The organism is Flavobacterium sp. PLA-1-15 (assembly GCF_049060005.1).
In the GTDB taxonomy this organism is placed as follows: domain Bacteria; phylum Bacteroidota; class Bacteroidia; order Flavobacteriales; family Flavobacteriaceae; genus Flavobacterium.
In genome coordinates this window covers 1-22,832 of the sequence record NZ_JBMGQS010000037.1, presented here as the reverse complement: position 1 = coordinate 22,832, position 22,832 = coordinate 1, and the positions used below count along the sequence as shown (strand labels likewise).

Here is a 22,832-nt window from a genome sequence, read left to right as displayed (position 1 = left end):
TTTTTTTTAGAACGAGCATTGGAACTGTTCCAGTATCCATATTTTTTTTAGAATGGATGTTGGAACTGTTCCAGTGCTTATATTTTTTTCAGAATGGATGCTGGAACTGTTCCTCTTATTTTATTTTTTTGAAACAGTGAGTTGATTTTTTTTCAAATAAAAAAAGTAAACAAAATGAATGTGATGTTTTTTTGAAGAATGCAAAACTGTTCCTTGAGTTTCAGAATATTTCTGCCGTTGTTGATATTAAACACTAAATTATTCAAGTATAACTGTAGTTTTTGATAATGACAAAAGTTTCCTGGGGCGAAGCTAGCCCAGTCCCGAAGCTTCGGGAGTAGTGGAAAGCCCGGAAGGCTGAAAGCTATTTTTTCCTGCCCTAAAAGGAGCTTCTCCCGAAGCTTCGGGAGAAACTCCTTTTGGGGCTTGGAAAAAAAGCTTTTGGCATGAGTCCCGAAGCTTCGGGAGGAACGGAGAGCTGGAGTGGCTCCTGAAAAATAATTGATTTCTTAACGTTGGTTTTGGTTTCAATTAATATTGGTGTGGTTAATTTGTTAAACTTCTAATTGATTCAAATTGAAAAAGAGAGCTGTTGAATTGGTTGTTATCTCGGATGTTCATCTGGGTACTTTTGGGTGCCATGCGAAGGAATTGCATCAGTATTTGAGTTCGATAAAGCCGAAAACGCTGGTTTTGAATGGTGATATTATTGATATCTGGCAGTTTCGAAAATCGTATTTTCCTAAATCGCATTTGAAGGTGGTCAAGAAATTGATTGATTTTGCTTCGAAGGGCACGAAGGTGTATTATATTACGGGGAATCATGATGAGATGTTGCGGAAATTTAGTGATGCGCACATGGGGAATTTTAGTGTGGTGGACAAATTGGTGCTGGAGCTGGACGGCAAGAAGGCGTGGATTTTTCATGGAGATGTGTTTGATGCTTCGGTACAGCACTCGAAATGGATTGCGAAATTGGGCGGATGGGGCTATGATTATTTGATTTTGATGAACCGTTTTGTGAATTGGTGTTTGAAGAAATTGGGCAAGGAGCCATATTCTTTTTCGAAGAAGATTAAGGCGAGCGTAAAGAAGGCGGTGAAGCATATCTCGGATTTTGAAACTACGGCGACGGAGCTGGCGATTGAAAACAAGTATGACTATGTGGTGTGCGGGCATATTCATGAGCCGAAAATGTTGCGGAAGGAGAACAAGAATGGGGCGACTATGTATTTGAATTCGGGCGACTGGATTGAGAACCTGACGGCGCTGGAATATAACAAAAAGCGCTGGAAATTATACCGTTATGAGGAGGATTATTTTCATAAGGAGGAGGATTATTTTGAGATGGAGACGAAATTCAGCTTGCAAGTTGTGTCGTCTTTCATGATGGCGAAAGAGTAAAATTGCTATATTCGCTTTCTAAATTAATCTCAATAATTATGAAACAATATTATTTTTTGGCTGTCCTTGTGATGGCTGTGCTTAGTTCATGCTCTTCTAGTGATGATGGTCCTAATTCGGGTAATGAACCTGTTGGTGAAACGAATTATTTTTCTGTAGAAAACGATCAATATTGGATATATGATGTTGAAGGCGATTTTCCAGGACGCGATTCTTTATATGTTGCCAATGACACGGTTGTTAACGGAACGAGTTATAAAAAGTTTAAGACCAAGGAACTTGCTTTCGGGTTTTTCTCAGGTTCTTTGAGCGGAAACGCTGTTAGAAAAAGTGGAGACAAGGTTATGGTTTCGGGTTCTACAAACTTAGCATTGCTTGAAGGTTTCCCAATTGATCTTGCGGTTACCGATTTTGTAATCTTTAAAGAAAGTGCTTCTACAAATGAAGAACTGGGTTCGTTTTCAGGGTCTTTCGATTATCAGTATGAAGATATTCCTTTGACTTTTAATTATACGATGAAATCCGTTTTCCAAGAATCTCTGACGAGTTATAATGTACCCGGTCGTGGCACATATCAAGATGTTAAGGTGATAAAGGTAATGGTGAATTTGAATGTGGGAGGAGTAGTTTCTTTTCAAGGAATCAATTTTCCGTTTACTCTAATGGAGCCTCAGAATGTTGTAGTTTCTACACAATATTATGCTAAAAACTTCGGCATGGTTTATTGTGATACTCAAATAAATTATGAGTTGGTTGATGTTTCACAATTAGGAGAAGCACTGCCGTTTCCGTCTAGTGGCAGTCAAAACATTAAAGAATACCTCGCAACTGACAACTAAATGACTGTTAAATCTTATAAAGATATCCGCTAATCTTGAAAGTTTTTTACTGGTTTTTTGGCTTGATAATTGTTTACTTTGTTATAAATCATTTAAAACAAAAATTTATGAAAAAAGTAATCTTATCAGTTGTGATGCTAATTGGTTTAGCGTTTACATCGCAAGCTCAGGAAATCTCTAAAAATGCACTAGGTATCCGTGTTGGAGACAATGATGGTTTTGGTGGAGAAATTTCGTACCAGAGAGGTTTAGGCGGTAATAATCGTCTTGAATTGGATTTAGGCTGGAGAACTAACGACTTTAGAGGTTATGACGCAGATGCCATTAAACTAGCTGGATTGTACCAATGGGTTTGGAACATTGAAGGAGGTTTTAACTGGTATGCTGGTGTTGGTGGAGGTTTGACAAGCTGGAGCTATGATTATGATGGACCTGGTGGAAGAGTTGATGATAGCGGTATAGGTGTTTTTGCTGCTGGAGATATTGGTATTGAATATGTTTTTGACTTTCCATTACAATTATCTTTAGATTTCAGACCTGAGATTCATTTTGGATCTGAAGATTGGAGAAGAGATAATTTTGGTCCAGACATCGCTTTAGGTGTTCGTTACAGATTCTAATATTATAAAGATCTAAAAAGAAAACATCCGCTTATGGCGGATGTTTTTTTGTTTAAAAGGACTGTGATTTTATTTTTAGACACAATTAATTTTCGTGTAGCGCCAGCAAAGGAACTTTGGAGTGCCAAGCCATTTTCTTGGTAAGGCTGGTATAGAAGATGCCTTCCCAGAATCCGGGCTTGTGGTTGAGCATTGCAAACAAATTAATTTTTTGGAGGTCTATAAAATCCAGCATCGTATCTTCAACATCTTTGCTTTCGATGGTATGGAATGTTACCTTTTCTTCCTTGAAAATCGCTTTCCAGTCTGCGATGATAACCTCCTTCACCGGATTGTCGGCTGTTTTCACGTAGATGCAATCGATACTTGCATCAAAGCCTTTTGCCAGGGGCAATAATCTTCTAAGCGCGTCAAGCTCATCTATTGAATATTGGGTAGCAAAACCAATCTTTTTAATGGGTTCGTATTTTGCTTCGGCAGGAACACTCAATACCATGGCCTTGGTTCCACTTATCACGCTGGCGGTTGCCGATCCTACAAAGAATTCCTTGGCTCCGGTAGCGCCTTCTGTTCCCATGACGACATAATCGATAAATTCTTCCTTGACCATATTAACAATATTTGCAACCAAATCGCCTTGAAGCATGACGTTGCTGATTTTGATGTGCTCAAGATGGTGCTGTTGTGCGATTGTTCTCAGTACGGGAATCTGGTCCTTGAAGTTTTCGAAGTTGTTCAGCTCTAGACTTTCGTATACTTCTGCCTGATAAATAGGTACGTCCTGATAGCTCATGTCCATTACGGGCAGTTGGTATACGTGAAGCGTTATTACCTCGGCATTTATATTCTCGGCCAGCTTCAACGCATACACAAAGGCATTATTTGAAGTTTCGGAAAAATCTGTGGGAAACAATATCTTTCTCATAATAGTAAAGATTTGGTTATTTAACTACCTAAAGTTACAAAAACATTGCTGGGATTGTTATGGGAATTGTCAGTTTTACATTTATTTAACGTGAGGAGACATTCAAAGATGCATAGGCACAAACTCCACAGGCTTAAAGATATAAAGGCAAATCCTGTCAGCCTCTTATTAACCTTTGCTCCTCACAAACTTTGAACCTTTGAATCTTTTGAACTACTTTTGCACAAAATCAATACTTATGATCAATCAGGATTCGATAGTAGCATTGGCAACACCATCCGGAGCGGGGGCTATTGCAGTCATCAGGATTTCGGGTGAGGATGCCATTACCATTGGCGCAAAGGTCTTCCAATCTGTTTCTGGGAAAGATATTACCAAACAAAAGACACATACTATCCATCTTGGACATATTGTTGAAGCCGAAAAGATATATGACCAGGTATTGGTATCTATTTTTAAAGGGCCAAATTCCTACACGGGTGAGAACACGGTTGAATTTTCCTGCCATGGTTCTACCTATATCCAGCAACAAATCATACAATTATTATTGAGAAAAGGTTGCAGAATGGCCGAAGCAGGCGAATTTACACTGAGGGCTTTCCTGAATGGCAAGCTTGACCTTTCACAGGCAGAAGCTGTGGCAGACTTGATTAATTCAGACAATGAGGCTTCGCATCAGATTGCGATGCAACAGATGCGTGGCGGTTTTAGCAACGAGATTGCCAAATTGCGTGAGGAATTGCTGAATTTTGCTTCCCTGATAGAGCTTGAACTTGACTTTGCAGAAGAAGATGTTGAATTTGCCGACAGGACACAATTCTATGAACTGTTGAGCAGGATTGAATTTGTATTGAAGCGTCTGATTGATTCGTTTGCAGTTGGTAACGTTATCAAGAATGGAATTCCTGTAGCGATTGTTGGTGAACCTAACGTTGGGAAATCAACCCTATTGAATGCCCTGCTGAATGAGGAACGCGCGATTGTTTCAGATATAGCTGGAACCACACGCGACACGATTGAAGATGAATTGGTGATCAACGGGATGAGTTTCCGTTTTATCGATACGGCAGGAATACGCGAAACGAAAGATGTTGTAGAAAGCATCGGTATCAAGAAGACATTTGAAAAGATTGAACAGGCACAAGTGGTGCTTTATCTTGTGGATGGTTCACAATTAGACATTAAAGGAAAATTAGAATCATTGCTGATTGAAATTGGCAAAACCAAGAATCAATTCCCTTTAAAACCACTTTTGATCATCATCAACAAGAAAGACCTGATTGCTGCAGAAACCTTGGCATTGGTTAATGAGAGACTTTCGGCAGATGAGCATCAACTGACGAGCATCTTTATTGCGGCCAAGAACAAGGAAGGCATTGAAGACTTAAAGAACCAATTGCTCTCGTTTGTCAACACAGGTGCATTGCGTAACAATGAAACCATAGTGACCAACACGCGCCATTATGATTCGCTTATAAAGGCATTGGAAGAAATTCAAAAGGTGAATTATGGCCTGCAAACCAACTTACCAAGCGACCTGATGGCGATAGATATCCGCGAAGCATTGTATCATTTTGGAAACATTACGGGCGAAGTGACCAATGATGAATTGCTGGGGAATATATTTGCAAATTTTTGCATCGGGAAGTAAGAAGGTATAAAAAACACATAAAATTACAAACAAAACCAGTAAAACGCTTATAAAACAGCGGTTTAACTGGTTTTTATCATTCATTTATTATATAAAATCTTATTGATTATTCCGCTCCTTCATTATTTCTGAAAGGATGGTATAAGAGGTTATCCTGTCTTCATGATTGTGCATATTTGAGACTACCATGACTTCATCGACGCCAGTTTCTTTGAGGAATTTATCTAGTTGCTTGGCAACTGCTTCCTTCCTTCCTACAAAAGAATATTTAAGCATGTCACGTACAGCAGGGTTGTGCTGTATCATCATCAGCTTATCGGTCATTTCCATTGGGGGTTGCAACGGCTCCCTCTTTCCTGTCAGTATTCCTAGAAACATGCGGATGACAGAAGTGAAATTCCTTTCGGCTTCCTCATCTGTGTTGGCGGCAATGACGTTTATTCCTGCTATGGTGTAGGGCTTGTCGAGGTGTTCAGAAGGTTGGAATTCCTTTCTGTAGATATGCAAGGCTTCGTGGAGCAGTCCTGTGGCAAAGTGGCTTGCAAAAGCATAGGGCAAGCCCATCTTTGCAGCAAGGTGAGCGCTATCTAGGCTAGAGCCTAAAATATACAGTGGAACATTTACCCCCTCTGCCACTACTGCCCTTACTTCTGACCATTCATTGTCATCTTCAAAGTATTTTTGTATTTGCTGTACCTCACCAGGGAAGTTTTGGACTGCCTTCATCCTGTCACTTCGGATGGCATGAGCGGTAAGCTGGTCAGTGCCGGGGGCTCTTCCGAGTCCTAGGTCGATTCTATTTGGGAAGAGCCTGCCGAGTGTTCCAAACTGTTCTGCGACAATAAGGGGTGAATGATTGGGCAGCATGATACCGCCGGAACCTACTTTTATACTTTTGGTATTTGCCGCTATGTGTCCGATTAATACCGATGTGGCCACACTTGCAACATGCACCATGTTGTGGTGCTCTGCAAGCCAAAGACGGCTGTAGCCCAACTGTTCTGCTTTTTGAGCAAGATTTACGCTGTTGCTAAGTGTCTGTTCTATTGTAACTCCGCTGGACACTATGGCCAGTTCGAGGATAGAAAATGCTGTATTGTTTGTTGTGTTTTCCATAATTGTACTTGCATGCAACCTAAGTTAGTTTACAGGTTGAAGCATGCTCCTGTTATGGCATTAGAAGTATAAAAAGCATGCCAAAGGTGTAAAAAAGCGTGTTTTAACTTTTATCGGTTGTTTTGTCATACAGGGTGTTGTGCAGTATGAGTTGAAAATAGTTTTAGCTATTAAAACAGCGTGACTGCAACATTAAGGGCGTCATAATGGGGAGAACCTTATCAAGATGTGATGAAGGAATTATTGTATCTTCTAAAATATCAGCAGATGAGCAGTAGTCGGTACTCGTCTGGGTTTTCTATGGGTGCTCTGTGGATGCAGGGCAAGACTTGCTGTCCGGGATGGTCTACTGAGAGCTTCCAGAGGTTTCCTACTCCAAGGTTTATAGGCTGTGCATTGGGTTTTGGATGGTAATGCAGGTCGAAATAGTATTCTTTGAGGAACTCTTCGAAGTCCTGCTCCTCGCCTTCGTGCAATTCCCTTAGCTTTTGGCGGATTTCTGGCACAAGGATCTTTTGGTCGGCTTGGTGATTGGGCAGTATATCGCTGGCTGTGCCGTAGTAGGTACAGAGGAAAGTGTTTGTTGCTATGGGCGACCTGTCTACATGGTAGGAATAGACATCGGTGGAGATGAAGTCAAATTCAGTGTCACGGTCGTACTGTTTTAGCAAGTTGAGGGAGGGCGATGCGCCATACTCGGTTAGTAGCTTTAGGTCGTTTAGCAGGGTTGCTCTTGCGAGCTCGCCCTCGGCAGATAGGTCGAGTTGGAGTAAATCTTCTGCGGAAACCTCTGTAATGTTCTCCTTTAGCCTTAGCTTGGAAACTATTTCTTTATAATCGCCAGCGGGATTTCTTTGCCAGCAAATTGCATTGATATTTCCCTGAAAGCTATTGTTTACAAGGTCTGAGAATGTGAATACTGTTTGTATTTGGTTGATTTGCCCTGATGCCATTGCCTAGAATTGCTGTTTGAATATCGGTTTGCTGTTGTGTTGCTTCTGTTTGGTAAAAATAGCAAAAATGGTGTTGATTGATTGTGCTAATACGGCTATCGTTTGGAATATGTTTGGCACATCTTCGGGTAGAGCCTTTGTTTTGTGGAACTGATGGCTGTTACATCTCCATCATAAGCGTATTTGGTGCGGAGAATATCCGAAGGTGACCCGAATGTGATCCGAATGAAATAGGAAGAACATACGGTATGGATACGGTATGGGTACGGTATGGCTATGGTTTTGGAATACTAAAAAAGAGGTGGAAAAGGGTTTGGAAAGCGTTGGTACCGTGGATGGTAGTGTGTAAAAAAAAAGCTGTGTTTTTACAATTGTAAAGATACAATTTTTATATTTATACCTATCAACCAAAATTAAAATTATACGCCATGGCAAAAAACATCGGTCTTATAAAGTTTACAGGGAAGTTGGGCAACCTATCTGGCAGGGAAACCGAATATGGCAACATCATTTCGACGCCGGGAGGATTTAAGGGGGAGCGCATCAAAACCGAAGAGCGCTATGCTGTGACCCGACAATTGGGAAGTGAGTTTGGCCGCTGTGCCAAGATTTCGTCGCAACTCTACAATGCCCTGCATTTCTATCTTCAAACCATTCCGTTTCCGCATTTGTATGGTTCTGTACAGGCTCAAATTACCAACATCAAAAACTGTGATGCCATTTCTCCAAAGGGAGAAAGAAGTTTTAAGGCTGGACTTGAGACCGTTCAAGGGATGAAAATGTTGCAGGGTTTTTCGTTTAATCCGAAAAGGAACCTGCGTTCTGGAATGATGCAGCACTATGCTGTTGATCTTCCGAAAGGACAAATGACATTGCCAAATTTTGATGCAAGCCGGGTTTATTTTCCCAAAGGGGCAGAAAAATTAGGGCTTCAGCTGGTACTTTTACGACTGGATACGGAACTGCCCTTGTGCACGATGGAAACCAGCCCGCTGACCTTGGTTGGTAGAAACGATGCCAGCAACACCATCACTCTTGAAGCAGTTGTTCCTGAAGGTGAAGGAATACTGATTGCACTACTCTATTTTTCTTTCTGTACGGTTACGGATGGGGAAGTTTATTTTTTGAAGGATGCTTATAATGTGCTGGAGGTTGTGGAGGTTTCTTTGGAAAAAAGCGTTTAGTATTGTTGCATCTATGGAAGACAAAACCTTTGGTGTAACTTGTGCATGCCTACTAACAGTGGCATGCCCTGCGGTTTTGCACCTGCTTCAAAAATGCATGATTTGCGTAACATTGGCAGAACTCTCCAAGGTTTGGGAAGCCTTATAGCGATTGACGGAATATAAAAAGTCATAGCGAGTGCATAAAAAAAGTAGTTGCTTTTGAATTCTTTTATTGCATTAAAATATTATCTTGCAATCCCCTAAGTGTTCCAAATAGCAGTTATGCCCCTGTTTTATAGTTACTTTTATCGTTGTTGCAAAGCATTGTTGCCGCTCTTGGCATTGGTGTGCATTAGCAGTTTTGCCCAGCAAAATACCTTAAAAAATCTTGTTCGAACTAATGGAACAGAGAAACTTACCCTGCTTGAGCAATGGTCTAACAAAGATCTATTTTTCTCAAAGCCAAACCCAAAGATAAAGTTGTTGCATGAACTTGAGGAACTAGCTCTTGAAAAGAATGATAAGATTACCCTTGCTCATATTGCTTTTTATCGTGGCCTATATGTTATGGCCATGGATGCCAAACAAGACAAAAAAGGCGTTGAGTTGATGGATAAAGCCATTGCTATGGCTGAAAAAAATGGACAACACTTGCAGGTGGGTTACTTTAAACATTCTTTGGGGTATTATTATTTTACGAGTGCAAAAAAACCTGTGGAAGCGCTGCAGCACCTGCTTGAGGCACATTATATTTTTGACGAGATTGGATACGGGAATGTTTATGACGCATCGGGCATACTTGACCGTTTGGGTTATGTATATTACCACCTGAGCAACTTTAACGAGGCGGTAAAATATTTCAAGTTGAGCCTTAAGCAACAAACAGGAAATCTGCGTCGTCAGGTTGGTGTGCTCAACTCTATCGGGTTGTGCTACCGTGAACTCGAAGAACCAGACAGTACCCGAAAATACTTCAAACAATCCAGGCATCAGGCAGTAGTTGCCAAAGATACTGCTTGGATTGGTCTGAATTCTGGGAATATTGCCAGGCAATATCTAGGTGAAAAATCATATTCGCTTGCCCAACAGTTTATGGAGGAATATTACCGCTGTGCACTGGCTGTGGATGATACTGAACTGGTTGTGGAAGCACTTACGGGGCTTGGCGACATATCTCTTCATTCGGGAAAGGTGGAGCAAGCACTGCGGCAGCTGCAGGAGGCCGAAGAACTATTAGAAAAAGAGTTTCGATCGCGCGATATGACCTTTCAGAATTATGTCAGGAAACAATACCTTTTTAGTGTATATGCACGAGCTTGGGATGCACGCGGCAATGCTTCACGCTCATTGGATTATCTCAAGGCTTCCAATACGATCAGGGACAGTATTGAACGACGTGCGAGACTGTCTAAGAACACTTCGATCCTGCAAATGTTTGAAGCGGAGCAGCAGAACAACCGCCTAAAGTTATTGAGAGAAGAAAAACAGGCCGCTGAGATGATGCAACGGCTGTACATTTTTATCGGGGCATTGCTGGCCATTGTTATTGGACTGCTCTACAGCAGACAGCTCCGCGAAAGGAAAATCCAAAAACAAAAGCAATCGCTATTACTGCTTGAAAAAGAGATGGCGGAGCGCGAACTTAAATCGTCGCGTGAACAGCTTGAGGAATATGTGCGGAACCTTCGCCAAAAGGCGGAAATTTTGGAAAAGACAGAACTGGAAATGGACAGCCTTCGCCAACAGAATGACATTGCTGTTGAGGATGAACATTCTGTTTTGCATAAGCTTCGCTTTGCTACCATCCTGACGGAAGAGGATTGGACAAAATTCAAGATATTGTTTGAAAAAGTGCATGCCGGATTTTTTGCAAAACTCAAAACTACCTACCCCGGACTTACTCCTGCTGAAACGCGTTTGTGTTCGCTGATCAAGCTTGGATTCAATTCGCATGAGATGGCGGCAATGACGGGAATAAGTGCGATGAGCATCAAGAAAAACCGCCAAAGGCTTCGCAAAAAAATCAATATTTCGAAGGAAGAAAGACTTGAAGACCTGTTTTTGGATTTCTAAAAAAACAGCTTCGATCTTCTTTACAACAGCTTTAAATCACATAAAAACAATACATTACAAATTGTACCCCTTTTTGTACCCCACCCTTTTTTAACAAAAAATTTTAATTGGACTACATTTGGTCTTGGAAAATTTTGTAGGAACTCTTTGTTTCTAAATACCCCCTAACCCTTCCAAAAAAAATCAATTAAAAATGAACAGAAGATTACATTCTTTTATTAAGATGGCCCTGCTGATGGTGTTGCTCCATACAGGGCTTGAAATGAGCGGACAGAAACTCTACTGGACTAAAAACAATCCAAGCGAGATTGAAAGCATCAATTTTGATGGTACAGCAATGACCTTCCATTACACAGCAGGAGGTCCTGCTACTTTTCGTGGATTAGAAATAGACGTAGCCAACCAAAAAATGTATTGGTACGACGAACATCAAGCCGCTTTCATGAAGGCAAACCTCGATGGGACTAATGCAGTTATCCTTATTGCAAACGTAGATTTTGCAACGGGCATGTCAATAGATTTTATAAATCAAAAACTATATTGGTCTACCTATACTACTATTGACAATATTAACTATATCGGCATAATAGAAAAGGCCAATCTGGACGGAAGTGGAAGAACGGTCGTACTATCAAGCGATGGATATAGCAATTTTCATAATATAAAAGTAGATTCAACCCACCAAAAACTGTATTGGTTCGACCAGTACAACTTTAAAATCTCACGCTCGAATATAGATGGTACTAATTTAGAAACTTTTCTTGAAGCTTATTATCCTAGAATGGTTATCGATGAGGCAAATTCAAAATTATATTTCACTAGCAGTGACCCTATCAGTGGCGATATTGCCATAGAAAGTATTAATCTGGATGGATCATCCCGCACATTTCTAGTAGGTGGATACTTTGTTTGGGATGTTTATAGCCTGGCACTGGACAAGATCAACAATAAAATTTACTATTTGGACAGTGTAAATTACGAAATCAAAAGGGTCAACACCGACGGCACAGGCAATGAGATATGGCGCAACAATATGATCAATATAGAGGCATTGAATATTCCTGATGCTGCAGCGGTAAACATATCCTCAAATCCTTCTAATGCTTCGGTTTGTCAAGGAGATACTGCTTCCTTTTCGATAACAGCCAGCGGTGCAACAAGCTATCAATGGGAAGTTTATAACGGTTCTTCATTTGCTCCTATCAGTGATGGCGGTGTATACAGCGGTGCTACAACTGCAACACTTACCATTACAGAAGCTGCCTCAGAAATGAATGGCGCTACCTATCGTTGTATTGCCTCAGCAAACTCTTTCCTTGATACAACTTCTCAAACTGCGACACTGACGGTAACTGCAAACGTAACCTACTACGAGGATTTTGATGGAGACGGATATGGAAATGCAACAGTAACTACGTTATCTTGTTCAGGTGCGCCAGGAGGATTTGTGGCCAACGATTTGGACTGTAATGATAATGATGTAACTGTTTATCCAGGTGCCGTTGAAATATGCGGTGACGGAATTGACAACAACTGTGACGGCAACATTGATGAAGGCTGTCCTATCGTGTACCATCCTCAGCGAACGACTACAATTTGTCTTGGAGAGAATGCCTCCCTTTGGATAACCGCCCAAAGCGGATTTACCTATCAATGGCAGCTGTTTAATGGTCTTGACTATAGCAATATCGCTAACGGAGAACTATACAGCGGTACCGACACGGCGGCATTGACCATCATCAACCCATCTGAAGAGATAAGTGGTCAAGCCTACCGTTGTGCAATAAGCGGAATTGAAGATGAAACTCCATTTACATTTTTCACAGATCCAGGGGTCGTTAATGTAAGAGGTGAAATGATCATGATGTCACAACCCCAATCCTATGAGGCTTGCCGACAAGAAGAAGTTAGGTTCTATGCCTATGCCACGAGCGGTGCCTACTTTCAATGGCAGGTGAACGATGGTTCAGGATTTGTAAACTTAGAAAACGGCATCGCTCCTTCTGGAGGATCTTACAGAGGTGTCGATACCTGGGAAATGTATGTCAATAACCTAACATTGGATATGACGGGCTACACCTATCGTTGCATCATCTCTAATGGCTGTTTTCCTGAGGTAACTTCTGATGCAGCCGAATTGACGATCATACAAAGCCAAGAAAACATCGTCTATTATGAAGATAATGATGGTGACGGATATGGTAATCCTGACACCGCCTTTGCGTATTGCTATCTATTTGAAGACATGGAAGGATATGTATTTAACGGTGATGACTGTGATGATAGTGATCCTAATGTTTTTCCGGGATCCGGAACTGAGGAAATCTGTGGCGACGGGATTGATAATGACTGTGATGGAGAGGTTGATGAGGATTGCGAATTTTGCCAAACTACGTCTACATGGGACGGTACGGATTGGATTCCAACAGCGCCATCGATTGAATCAAAAGTCGTATTCATGGCCGACTATACATCAACAGATCTTCTGCTGGCTTGCAGTGTCGAAGTGATGGACAATGTAACTGTTACAATTGCTTCTGACAATACCCTTGCCGTCTTTACAAATGTAGAGGTACATCCTTTAGGTCAGCTGATCTTCAATAACAATGCAAGCCTTATCCAGCATCCAGAAGTAACCGTTAACGAAAATACAGGAAACATTACCTTCCACAGGGACAGCAATGCGCTTTATAATCTGGACTATACCCTTTGGTCTTCGCCAACGAGCGGAACACAATCCCTGAAAGATTTCTCAAACGGAACATTAGATGCAAATTTCTTTGTTTACAATACAGCACTAAGCGCCTACAGCAACTATCTGAGCCAATCGGGAATCTTCGGTGGTAATCCAAATGCGGTTGGCTTTACGCCAGGAAAAGGATACCTTGTGAGAATGCCAGCGGGACTACCTGCAGGATCAACATCAGTATTCAACGGCGTGTTCCAAGGAATTCCAAACAACGGAGACATCAGCATCCCACTATCTACCGAAGGAGGACGCTTCAATGCAGTAGGAAATCCTTATCCGTCGCCAATCAACATCAGAGCATTCATCGAAGTCAACGAGGAACAGATGGACAATGGTACGCTCTACTTCTGGAGAAAAACCAACTTGGCGCCAACGGCAACCTACGTAACGGTTACCAATATGGGAAGTGCGGCGGTTGACCAGCCAACGGATTCATCGGAATTGTTCACCGGAAACCCTTCTGATTGGGTTATCCAACCGGGACAGGGATTCCTTTTCAAGGCTTCTAGCACTGCCAACGAGCTTAACTTTAACAATATGATGAGGACGTTTAGTACCGAGGGACCTTTTTTCCGACAAGCCGTAACGCCTGTGGACGAAACTACCAACGAATTGTCGCGCCTTTGGCTGGACATCAGCAATAACGGTACAAGCTTCGGGCAAACCGTAATTGGATACAGTGCCAACACTACCAACGGACTTGACTTTGGATGGGACGGAAGATTGTACAACGACTCTGACTTATCTGTATATACCAAATCAGAAGAGGCTAAACTGGCTATTCAGGCAAGGGCTTCGTTTACCGCAGAAGATGCTGTTCCTTTGAGCTACAAGGCCAACAATGGGGGAACCCTTACTCTTAAGCTGAGCAACCACGACGGATTGTTTACAGGTGACCAACAGGTTTATTTGAAGGACAATGTTTTCAATATCTACCACGACCTGAAGGCCGGTGACTATACCTTCTCTACCGAGGCAGGAATTTTCGAAAGCCGTTTTGAAGTGGTGTATCAGAATGCAACCCTAGGAACAGACAATCCGGTGTTTGATGCAAACAACGTAATCATCTACAAAGATGGAAGCACCTTGAACATCGATGCCGGAAGGGTAACGATGAAGCAAGTCGATATCTATGACGTCCGTGGAAGACTGCTCTACAGCGCATCGGATGTAAATGCCACAACCTTTGCCATCAGCGAACTTGCAGTGGCGCAGCAGGTGCTGGTTGTTCAGATAACAACCGAAGACAATGCAAGAACAAGCAAAAAAATAATCTATTAAAACATACAATCATGGTACATAAATTTTTAAAGGGCTACCTATTTGTAGCCATCCTTTTCAGCGATTTTCTGATGTTTGCAGACGATAATCCGGGTACGGGAATGGAAGATGAAAACGGAGATACAAATGGTTCTGTCGAGCAGGCCCCAATCAACGGTTGGATGATCTATATGATGATTCTTGGCATCTGCTTTGCCTTCCATTATTTTAAAAATAGAAAAGCACAGTTGAGCTAGTCCTTTTCACACAGACACTAGATTAAATTAGCCATTCCATAAAAGGAGTGGCTTTTTTTTTTACAATTTCTTTAAAGATCGTTTTGGTATTTTTTTTAAACAATCTGAGTGTGAGTGCTCACTTGCTCTAAAACCCTATCATAAAATTCTAAATAATTACTACATCTAATCGGGCTGATGATTACGTTTAGTGCTTTAAGGATATCCGTGACTGCCTTGTTTTTTTGCTGTGTCAGCCGACCTTTGTAGAGGGTATTGAAAGCACTTTCATCTTTGCAGGCATAGTCCAGCGACTGCAACGGCATTTCGGGATAATGAAAAACTATCGTATTACGAATGTGATTTTCCTTGCTGAACTTCTTGATGATTTCCTGCCTTTGCATCAGGAGCCACCACAGATGACTTTCGGAAAAATCCAGTGTAAAGCCTACAAAATGTATATCATGAGTAAAGAATAAATCGGTCCATGACTTGGCTGGCTGTTGCAGTGCCATCCTCCCTAAAATACCTTCAGCGTTGGTGTAACGTCTTTTGTCCTTTAACCCGTATATTAAATCCTGAATCTTAAGACCATAATCGGCATAATGTTCGAATCCAATCATGATGGATTCTGCGCTGTAATTATTTGTGCCCGTTATCTTCCTGTTGTGCTCTATCTCACCATGAATGTGTCGAACTGTAACATCCTCCACCCGATAACCACGGTAAAGACTGTGTTTCGATTCCTGATTGTTGAGTGCCAATTGCCTTTTCTGGCTATCAAAGTCTGAAACGATGGAACGTTCCAGATTGTAGTCATAATTGGTCGTGATGATTTCTGTAATACCGCACTGCATTATCTTTGCATGAAGCGCCAACTGTGAAGAATCTGTATTGGCTTCTGTCAGTATGCGACCGATGTGTTGCTTCATATTTTTGAGTGCGTCGTAAGGATTGTTTCCTAATTTGCCGATAAGCATTTCCTCAAAAGCCAATGGAAACGGTTTCAAGTCATTTTGAAGATCAATATCAACATTAAACTTTTTGGAAAGGTTTTCCAACAGGCTTCCCCAAGAAACTGCCGTTGGCGCTACCCTGTTGATTCCATTTCCTATAAAAAGCGCTTTACTCATTCTCTTAAAATTACTTCATTAATTCGGCATCCTTAAGCTCCTGCACAATCATGTCCTCCACTCCATTGTAGAGTTTCTTCCTTAGAAAAAGCCAGTTTGCAATGTTAAACCAAAAATTAGAAACCAATGCATTGGACACTTTCTCCAGTCTTTTTACCATCAACTTTTTGTATTTCTTTTCCAATTCTGATTGGGTAATCGAAGGGTAAACAGGATAATCCAATTTGGCATCAATTCCATAAACTGCCGTATCACTCAAGTTTTCTCTAGCTTTTAAAAGTCGCATGTCGGGAATAATCGGATATAATTTCTTGCTTGCCGGATCAAACTGTGCTTCGTTGAAATAAAAACGTTCAAAAGCCTGATTATGTGGCTGGTCGTTCAGTCGATTTTGAATATCTTTTTCTGGAACACCGAAATAATAACGTAGAAATGTCTGGCAGTTCTGTCGTCCTAAATGATAATCGTGCTGTCGGAACGATTTGTCTATAAAACCTGCAAACCCACTAAAAGGTGCCGATGCGAGGTCGTTCTTTGCACGCGTCATACTTCCCTGCACCATCTTTTTGCGGACCGGCTCAATTAAGAATTTGGTACGGTCGTTCAGTTCCAATGCTTCCAAGATACCGTCCTGGTTGAACATCACCTGATTCCGCAACGCCTTGAACATTCCCTTTGCAACCGAAACAATATCCCGTTTGGGATTTTCCTCCTCTACATCACTGTCCTTATTTGGGAAAGGGTCGATCATGATCACCGCATAGCGGTCTTTTTCCATAACTTCCTTAGCATTCTTCTCACGAAGCACTTTCAATGCAATAGCAAAAGGCTCGTTGTTGATGAGTCCGCCGTCAATGGAGTTGAATTTATAGACACTGTTTTCCCTCAACAATGGGTAAATGCCTGTCCTTTTTCCGAAGAGGTATTTAGGATAACGCTCTACATATTGCTGGGAAATGGCCACTTCCCTCGACTTTAATCCAATTGGAAAAGCGGCAGTGCTTAGTGTCGCGTCTTTTAAATAATCCATGTCCCTTGGATTGGCAAGGTCCAAAACATAATAAAGGTCGTCTCCTTTTGGGATACCGGTTGGATACGTTCCGTTGGTCAATTTATATCTGAAAAAGCCGGCATGGCTCGTTATGACGGAACCGCTTTTGTCGTTGCCACCGAAATCAATCTTGAAGTTGATGCCTCTGAGATTGGTCGTGGTAAGAATCAAATCCAGACTGTCGGAAACATACGAAGGATACGGCTTTATGTTTTGAATCTTCAAGGCATTTTCGGCAATGACATCGATAGGTTTGGAATTCAGCAAGGAATCTGGGCTTTCTCCTTTTAAAAGATCATCAGTAGAAAGCAACTTTTCAAACGTATTGCTTGTGGCATCGTCACCCATTTCTACCCAGCTTTGGTAGAACCTGTTGTTCTTTCCAAACGGATTGTCCTTGTTGACATATTGATGATTGGCGTCCACCACATTCAGCATGGCCAAAGACCCGGTAATGCCTCCCGCCGAAGCACCGCTGATGACATCAAGCTCCAAGTCGTGCATCGGGATGGAAAAATCATAATCGGGATGGTAGATACCGAGTGACCTGTTGTGCTGTTTTGCCTTTTCCCACAGTTCGAGTGTTTCCAAAAGATAATCCATCACGCCTCCCGTAAAGGCTCCTGCAGAAACAGCTCCCGCCATCGTAAGGCTGATCTTGAATTTTTTATTGTCCATAAGGTTGCGATTATTTAGGACTGCATAAACGTTGTTGCTTTGCCTTTTGTAAAAATACGGGATGTTTCGAAGAAAACAATAGTCTTAAAAACTATTTACCTTAGAAATCACTACGGAGAGTAAAAAAAATCGCCATAAATTTTGCAAAGAAAATCAATCTCATTTTTTCATCGAATCTTACCTAGAACCTAAAAATCCAACCATTCTTGAATTGTACCCCTCTTTGTACCCCTCCCTTTTTTAACAATAATTTATTATTCTACTATTTTTGATTCAGGCATAAATTGCCAAGTTACCCCTATAACCTAACTTATTAAATTATGAAGCAAAATTCTTTTTATTTACTTCTCTGGATGTTCAGTTCAGGGGGGCTTTTAGCGCAGGAATCGGTCGTCACTTCTGGAGGATCTGGTTCGGGAACTGGTGGCAGTACCACCTATTCGATAGGTCAGATCACCTATACGGAAATAAGTGGTTCAAACGGATTTGCCATCCAAGGCGTACAACAACCCTATGAAATTCTTGTGCTTTCTGGGGAGGAGCATCCCCACATTAGGCTTGAGATGCTAGTATACCCCAATCCTACGCAGAACAACATCATCCTTAAGATTGAAACTGTTGACAGTAAAAACTTCGACTATGAACTTTTTGATTTTCGTGGTCGCCTGCTTACGCAAAACAATACCAACAGTACTGAAACAATAATTTCACTGGAAAGCTATGCCGATGGAGTGTATATCCTCAACGTACGCAACGGCGGCACTTTAGCAAAGAGCTTTAAAATAATCAAGAAAACATCATGAAAAAAATTACATTATTATTTATACTATTATTCTCGGGAATTCTCTTTGCCCAGGTTCCCGGCAAGATGAGCTACCAATCGGTAATCCGCAATACAGATGGAACCTTATTGGCCAATACCAATTTGGGAGTCGAAATAAGCATCCTTCAAGGTTCCACAACAGGAAACACTGTGTTTAGCGAATCACATTCGGGGCTTACCAATACCAATGGACTCCTTACTCTCCAAATTGGTACCGGCAACGCTACATTCGGAACCTTTTCAAACATTGATTGGTCCCAGGGTCCTTATTTCATAGAAATCAATATTGACCCCACAGGAGGAAGTAATTATACCATTAATGGTACAAGCGAACTAATGAGTGTTCCTTACGCATTATATGCCGCAAACGCGCCTCAGGGAGCAACAGGACCGCAAGGACCTGCAGGACCGCAAGGCGAAATAGGACTTACTGGAGCAACAGGACCAGCAGGACCTATAGGACCGCAAGGTGAAACAGGACTTACTGGAGCAACAGGACCTATAGGACCGCAAGGTGAAACAGGACTTACAGGAGCAACGGGACCAATAGGACCGCAAGGCGAAACAGGACTTACCGGAGCAACTGGACCTATAGGACCGCAAGGCGAAACAGGACCTACAGGAGCAACGGGACCAATAGGACCCCAAGGTGAAACAGGACCTACAGGAGCAACGGGACCAATAGGACCGCAAGGCGAAACAGGACCTACAGGAGCAACGGGACCAATAGGACCGCAAGGCGAAACAGGGCTTACCGGAGCAACTGGACCTATAGGACCGCAAGGCGAAACAGGACTTACCGGAGCAACTGGACCTATAGGACCGCAAGGCGAAACAGGACCTACAGGAGCAACGGGACCAATAGGACCACAAGGTGAAACAGGACCTACAGGAGCAACGGGACCAATAGGACCGCAAGGCGAAACAGGACTTACAGGAGCAACAGGACCTATAGGACCGCAAGGTGAAACAGGACTTACAGGAGCAACTGGACCTATAGGACCGCAAGGTGAAACAGGACTTACAGGAGCAACGGGACCAATAGGACCTCAAGGCGAAACAGGACTTACAGGAGCAACGGGACCAATAGGACCTCAAGGCCAAACAGGACTTACAGGAGCAACAGGACCTATAGGACCGCAAGGCGAAACAGGACTTACAGGAGCAACGGGACCAATAGGACCTCAAGGCGAAACAGGACTTACAGGAGCAACAGGACCAATAGGACCACAGGGCGAAACAGGACCCGAAGGACCAACTGGGCCTGAAGGGCCACAAGGAACAATAGGACCCGCAGGACCAACTGGACCTGAAGGACCAACAGGACCACAGGGCGAAACAGGAACAAATGGTACGAATGGAGCAGATGGTAAAAACACAATCGTTAAAACAACTACTGAAGCTGTAGGGGCTAACTGTCCTGGAGGTGGCGTCAAATTGGAATATGGATTGGACAACAACAGCAACGGAACTTTGGATGCAGGTGAAGTAAACGCATCGCTTACCAAATATGTGTGCAACGGTGACCCAGGACAACATCCTGTTTACCTTAAAACCAATAGCACACAAGGCCCTTTTACAATCAACGTTGGCAAGGGAGCAACTGCGATGGTCAGATTCTATACGCAATGTTCTGCTACGGCAATCGGAGGGATGATCTTTATTCAGAATAATGGAAACATCACTGTTATGTCAAGCGCAGGTTCGGAAGGAAGTTCGCTTACCGCTACAGGAAACGTACTTTATTTGAATAATGGTTGCGTTGGCCCATGGACATTTACCTTTACGATGTCTGGAGATGTTGCCAACGTCACTCAAGGTGGTGGTGGTGGTTTTCATCAAGAGGGCAAATGGCAGATTCTAGGGAACTGATAAGTTTATAAGACGCACGCTGGTTAGTGCATCTAGCATACTTTTAGTAAAGAGCGGAGATTACTCTCCGCTCTTTTATTTTTTACAGAAGCCCCGTATTTCAGTTAATTAAAGTGAAATTGCAGAATTATTTTTTAAAATCGTTGAATACGATTCCGCGACTTACCATTATGAAAAGCATTAAGCTTATTTTTGTGATCGAAATAACAGCATAATGGACTCATTCACTCAAATCGTTCTAGGAATTGCCACCGCCGAGTTATGTGCAGGCGAAAAACTCCGACGCAGAACATTCCTCTATGGTGCCATTTTAGGAACCATTCCTGATTTGGATGTACTAGTAGGTTCCTTTATGTATCCAGTGAAAGCCGTTGCCATCCATCGGGGCCTGAGCCATTCGCTACTCTTTTTTCTAGGGCTTTCGCCGATTTTGGGTTGGATTGTATCTAAAATAGAAAAAGAAAAAAACAGCTTTAAAAGTGCCACCAATATGGTGTTCTGGTGCCTGCTGACACACGTCTTACTGGATATGTTCACCTCTTGGGGTACCCAAATGTTCTGGCCGTTGCCCGACCGAATTGCCCTAAAGACCATCTTCGTCATCGACCCACTCTATACTTTACCCCTACTGATTTCGTTGATACTGGCTTGGCGAAAACCAACATTTGCATTACGGAAAAAATACGTCCTCCGAGGCCTCTACATCAGTACTTTTTATCTGGCAATCACCTGTGGCTTGAAGCTTTTTGCCCTGCAACAATTCAAGAATGCCCTGCAACAGCAAAACATCGCCTATAACGACCTTATCGTAAAACCAACCGCCTTCAATTGCATCTTATGGAATGCAAACGTTGCCACAAATGATGCCTATCTTCTAGGTGATTATTCTTTATTTGACAGTCAGCCGATTACTTTTCAAGTTTATCAAAAGAACAGCGGATTGGCACAAGAACTTACAGGAAATCCTGATTTTGAAACCCTCAAAAAAGTCAGCGAAGGATGGTACATCGTTACCCAGAAAGACAGCACTTTCTATTTCAATGACCTACGTTTTGGCTTGCTTAATGCCGATGCAAAGCAACCTCAATTCGCCTTCAGTTATATTTTTAAAAATCAAGATGGTTCGCTCAAGGCGTATGAAGTCCCAAAAGAAAAACGCGATGGGAAAGCTTTGATGAAAGGCATATTCCAGCGTATCAAAGGAAATTAGCATTAGTTATCAACCAATCCCTTGACATCTCCAATGCATCGCCAGCGTTTCTGATGAACAGAAAGAACTACTTGATGCCCCGTTCTGAGAAATTTCCCCGCTTCACACAAAGGCCAGCCGAATCAATGCCGTATTCGAAAATCTCGATAGACCAAAAACCACTAATATATACTGGCTAACAACACTTTGAAACTATAATAGTAAAGAAATAATTTTTCCCTAACCTTTAATAGTAAAAATTTTTCCTACATTTAATCAGCCTTAATTTACTTTTTTAAAATCTTACTATGAAAAAAACAATCCTACTACTGCTTCTTGCCTTTACCTTCGCCTGCGACAAAGACGACGACAAGAAAAGCACCAACCCAATAGATCAACTGCCACCCGCCACGCAAACTGGCGCACAAACATTCGGGTGTTTAATTGATGGCAAAACGTTTGTACCACCAAAATTTGGCAACAATGCTCCACACGCTTTTTATCAGTTTGTAAATGGCGCTTATGCATTAAGCATTTATGGAAGTAGAACAGACTCGTCAAATCTTAAAGGAGTAATTATCGGTTGTTTTGATATGCCTTTAATTCAGGAAACCACATATTCACTAAAGGAAAAAGCTACAAATAATTATTTTGGTTCTTATCTAATTGGTGGAGGTATTTATGGGGAATATAATTCAACGAGTATAGAAGGTGGGACAATAACCATAACACGGTTTGACCCAGTCAATTTTATTATCTCGGGAACTTTTAGTTTTAAAGCTAAAGACTTAAACACAGGTGAGATTATAGAGATTACCGAAGGTCGCTTTGATATGCAATACACTAACTGACACTAAAATAGTAAAATACTAATTTTTCCTTAACCTTTATTAATAAAAATTTTTCCTACATTTACTCAGCCTTAATTTACCATTTTAAAATTTTACTATGAAAAAAACAATCCTACTACTCATCACATTTTTTACACTAAACAGCTGTAACAAGGACGACAACCCTTTTAGTGGCAGTGACAAACTCCCTCCAGAAACCCAAACAGGTGCCAATACCGCCGGTTGTTTGATAAATGGCAAAGT

The 22,832-nt window shown here is 41.9% G+C and carries 17 protein-coding genes; 12 read left to right on the top strand and 5 right to left on the bottom strand.

Going from position 1 to position 22,832, the window contains the following annotated elements:
- The first annotated feature begins 576 nt into the window (after positions 1–576).
- The 3 genes from ACI6PS_RS15045 to ACI6PS_RS15035 all read left to right on the top strand — a co-directional run bounded on the left by ACI6PS_RS15045 (position 577) and on the right by ACI6PS_RS15035 (position 2,863).
- Positions 577–1,404, top strand: coding sequence for a UDP-2,3-diacylglucosamine diphosphatase (locus tag ACI6PS_RS15045; RefSeq protein WP_421013400.1), 828 nt, complete (start codon positions 577–579; stop codon positions 1,402–1,404).
- Between the two features lie 38 nt (positions 1,405–1,442).
- Positions 1,443–2,243 carry a hypothetical protein gene (locus ACI6PS_RS15040; RefSeq protein ID WP_421013399.1) on the top strand — a complete coding sequence of 267 codons (801 nt, stop codon included), beginning with the start codon at positions 1,443–1,445 and terminating at the stop codon, positions 2,241–2,243.
- A 107-nt stretch (positions 2,244–2,350) separates the two neighbouring features.
- Entirely contained in the window at positions 2,351–2,863 is a 513-nt protein-coding gene (locus ACI6PS_RS15035; protein ID WP_421013398.1) for a hypothetical protein, read from the top strand.
- Between the two features lie 85 nt (positions 2,864–2,948).
- Here ACI6PS_RS15035 and ACI6PS_RS15030 read toward each other — a convergent pair whose 3' ends face one another.
- The gene (locus tag ACI6PS_RS15030) at positions 2,949–3,788 is read right to left on the bottom strand and encodes a universal stress protein (protein WP_421013397.1); all 840 of its coding nucleotides are present in this window, start codon (positions 3,786–3,788) and stop codon (positions 2,949–2,951) included.
- Positions 3,789–4,026: 238 nt separating this feature from the next.
- Here ACI6PS_RS15030 and mnmE point away from each other — a divergent pair, with 238 nt between their 5' ends.
- Entirely contained in the window at positions 4,027–5,439 is a 1,413-nt protein-coding gene (gene mnmE, locus ACI6PS_RS15025; protein WP_421013396.1) for a tRNA uridine-5-carboxymethylaminomethyl(34) synthesis GTPase MnmE, read from the top strand.
- Positions 5,440–5,538: 99 nt separating this feature from the next.
- Here mnmE and ACI6PS_RS15020 read toward each other — a convergent pair whose 3' ends face one another.
- Both ACI6PS_RS15020 and ACI6PS_RS15015 read right to left on the bottom strand, forming a co-directional pair.
- Entirely contained in the window at positions 5,539–6,555 is a 1,017-nt protein-coding gene (locus tag ACI6PS_RS15020) for an LLM class flavin-dependent oxidoreductase (protein WP_421013395.1), read from the bottom strand.
- A gap of 260 nt (positions 6,556–6,815) precedes the next feature.
- On the bottom strand, positions 6,816–7,508 hold the full coding sequence (locus tag ACI6PS_RS15015; protein WP_421013394.1) for a DUF1826 domain-containing protein: 693 nt from the start codon (positions 7,506–7,508) through the stop codon (positions 6,816–6,818).
- A 428-nt stretch (positions 7,509–7,936) separates the two neighbouring features.
- Between ACI6PS_RS15015 and ACI6PS_RS15010 the strand changes: the two genes are divergently transcribed.
- From ACI6PS_RS15010 to ACI6PS_RS14995, 4 genes are all read left to right on the top strand, one after another.
- On the top strand, positions 7,937–8,692 hold the full coding sequence (locus ACI6PS_RS15010) for a hypothetical protein (protein WP_421013393.1): 756 nt from the start codon (positions 7,937–7,939) through the stop codon (positions 8,690–8,692).
- 264 nt (positions 8,693–8,956) lie between these two features.
- A complete protein-coding gene (locus ACI6PS_RS15005) occupies positions 8,957–10,747 on the top strand; it encodes a hypothetical protein (protein ID WP_421013392.1) in 1,791 nt (596 codons plus the stop codon).
- Between the two features lie 193 nt (positions 10,748–10,940).
- A complete protein-coding gene (locus ACI6PS_RS15000; RefSeq protein ID WP_421013391.1) occupies positions 10,941–14,777 on the top strand; it encodes a MopE-related protein in 3,837 nt (1,278 codons plus the stop codon).
- Between the two features lie 11 nt (positions 14,778–14,788).
- Positions 14,789–15,013 carry a hypothetical protein gene (locus ACI6PS_RS14995; protein WP_421013390.1) on the top strand — a complete coding sequence of 75 codons (225 nt, stop codon included), beginning with the start codon at positions 14,789–14,791 and terminating at the stop codon, positions 15,011–15,013.
- A 95-nt stretch (positions 15,014–15,108) separates the two neighbouring features.
- Here ACI6PS_RS14995 and ACI6PS_RS14990 read toward each other — a convergent pair whose 3' ends face one another.
- Positions 15,109–16,125: a hypothetical protein gene (locus ACI6PS_RS14990; protein ID WP_421013389.1), complete on the bottom strand. Its 1,017-nt coding sequence runs from the start codon at positions 16,123–16,125 to the stop codon at positions 15,109–15,111.
- Between the two features lie 10 nt (positions 16,126–16,135).
- Positions 16,136–17,854, bottom strand: a complete 1,719-nt coding sequence (locus ACI6PS_RS14985; RefSeq protein ID WP_421013388.1) for a patatin-like phospholipase family protein — start codon at positions 17,852–17,854, stop codon at positions 16,136–16,138.
- 320 nt (positions 17,855–18,174) lie between these two features.
- On the opposite strand from ACI6PS_RS14985, the gene ACI6PS_RS14980 reads away from it, so the two are divergent.
- The 4 genes from ACI6PS_RS14980 to ACI6PS_RS14965 all read left to right on the top strand — a co-directional run bounded on the left by ACI6PS_RS14980 (position 18,175) and on the right by ACI6PS_RS14965 (position 22,589).
- On the top strand, positions 18,175–18,657 hold the full coding sequence (locus ACI6PS_RS14980) for a T9SS type A sorting domain-containing protein (protein WP_421013387.1): 483 nt from the start codon (positions 18,175–18,177) through the stop codon (positions 18,655–18,657).
- On the top strand, positions 18,654–20,549 hold the full coding sequence (locus tag ACI6PS_RS14975; protein WP_421013386.1) for a DUF7151 family protein: 1,896 nt from the start codon (positions 18,654–18,656) through the stop codon (positions 20,547–20,549). The genes ACI6PS_RS14980 and ACI6PS_RS14975 overlap by 4 nt, the downstream gene beginning before the upstream one ends.
- 214 nt (positions 20,550–20,763) lie before the next feature.
- Positions 20,764–21,759 (top strand): metal-dependent hydrolase, encoded by a 996-nt coding sequence (locus tag ACI6PS_RS14970; RefSeq protein ID WP_421013385.1) that lies wholly within the window; start codon positions 20,764–20,766, stop codon positions 21,757–21,759.
- Positions 21,760–22,046: 287 nt separating this feature from the next.
- A complete protein-coding gene (locus ACI6PS_RS14965; RefSeq protein WP_421013384.1) occupies positions 22,047–22,589 on the top strand; it encodes a DUF6252 family protein in 543 nt (180 codons plus the stop codon).
- Positions 22,590–22,832: the final 243 nt, after the last annotated feature.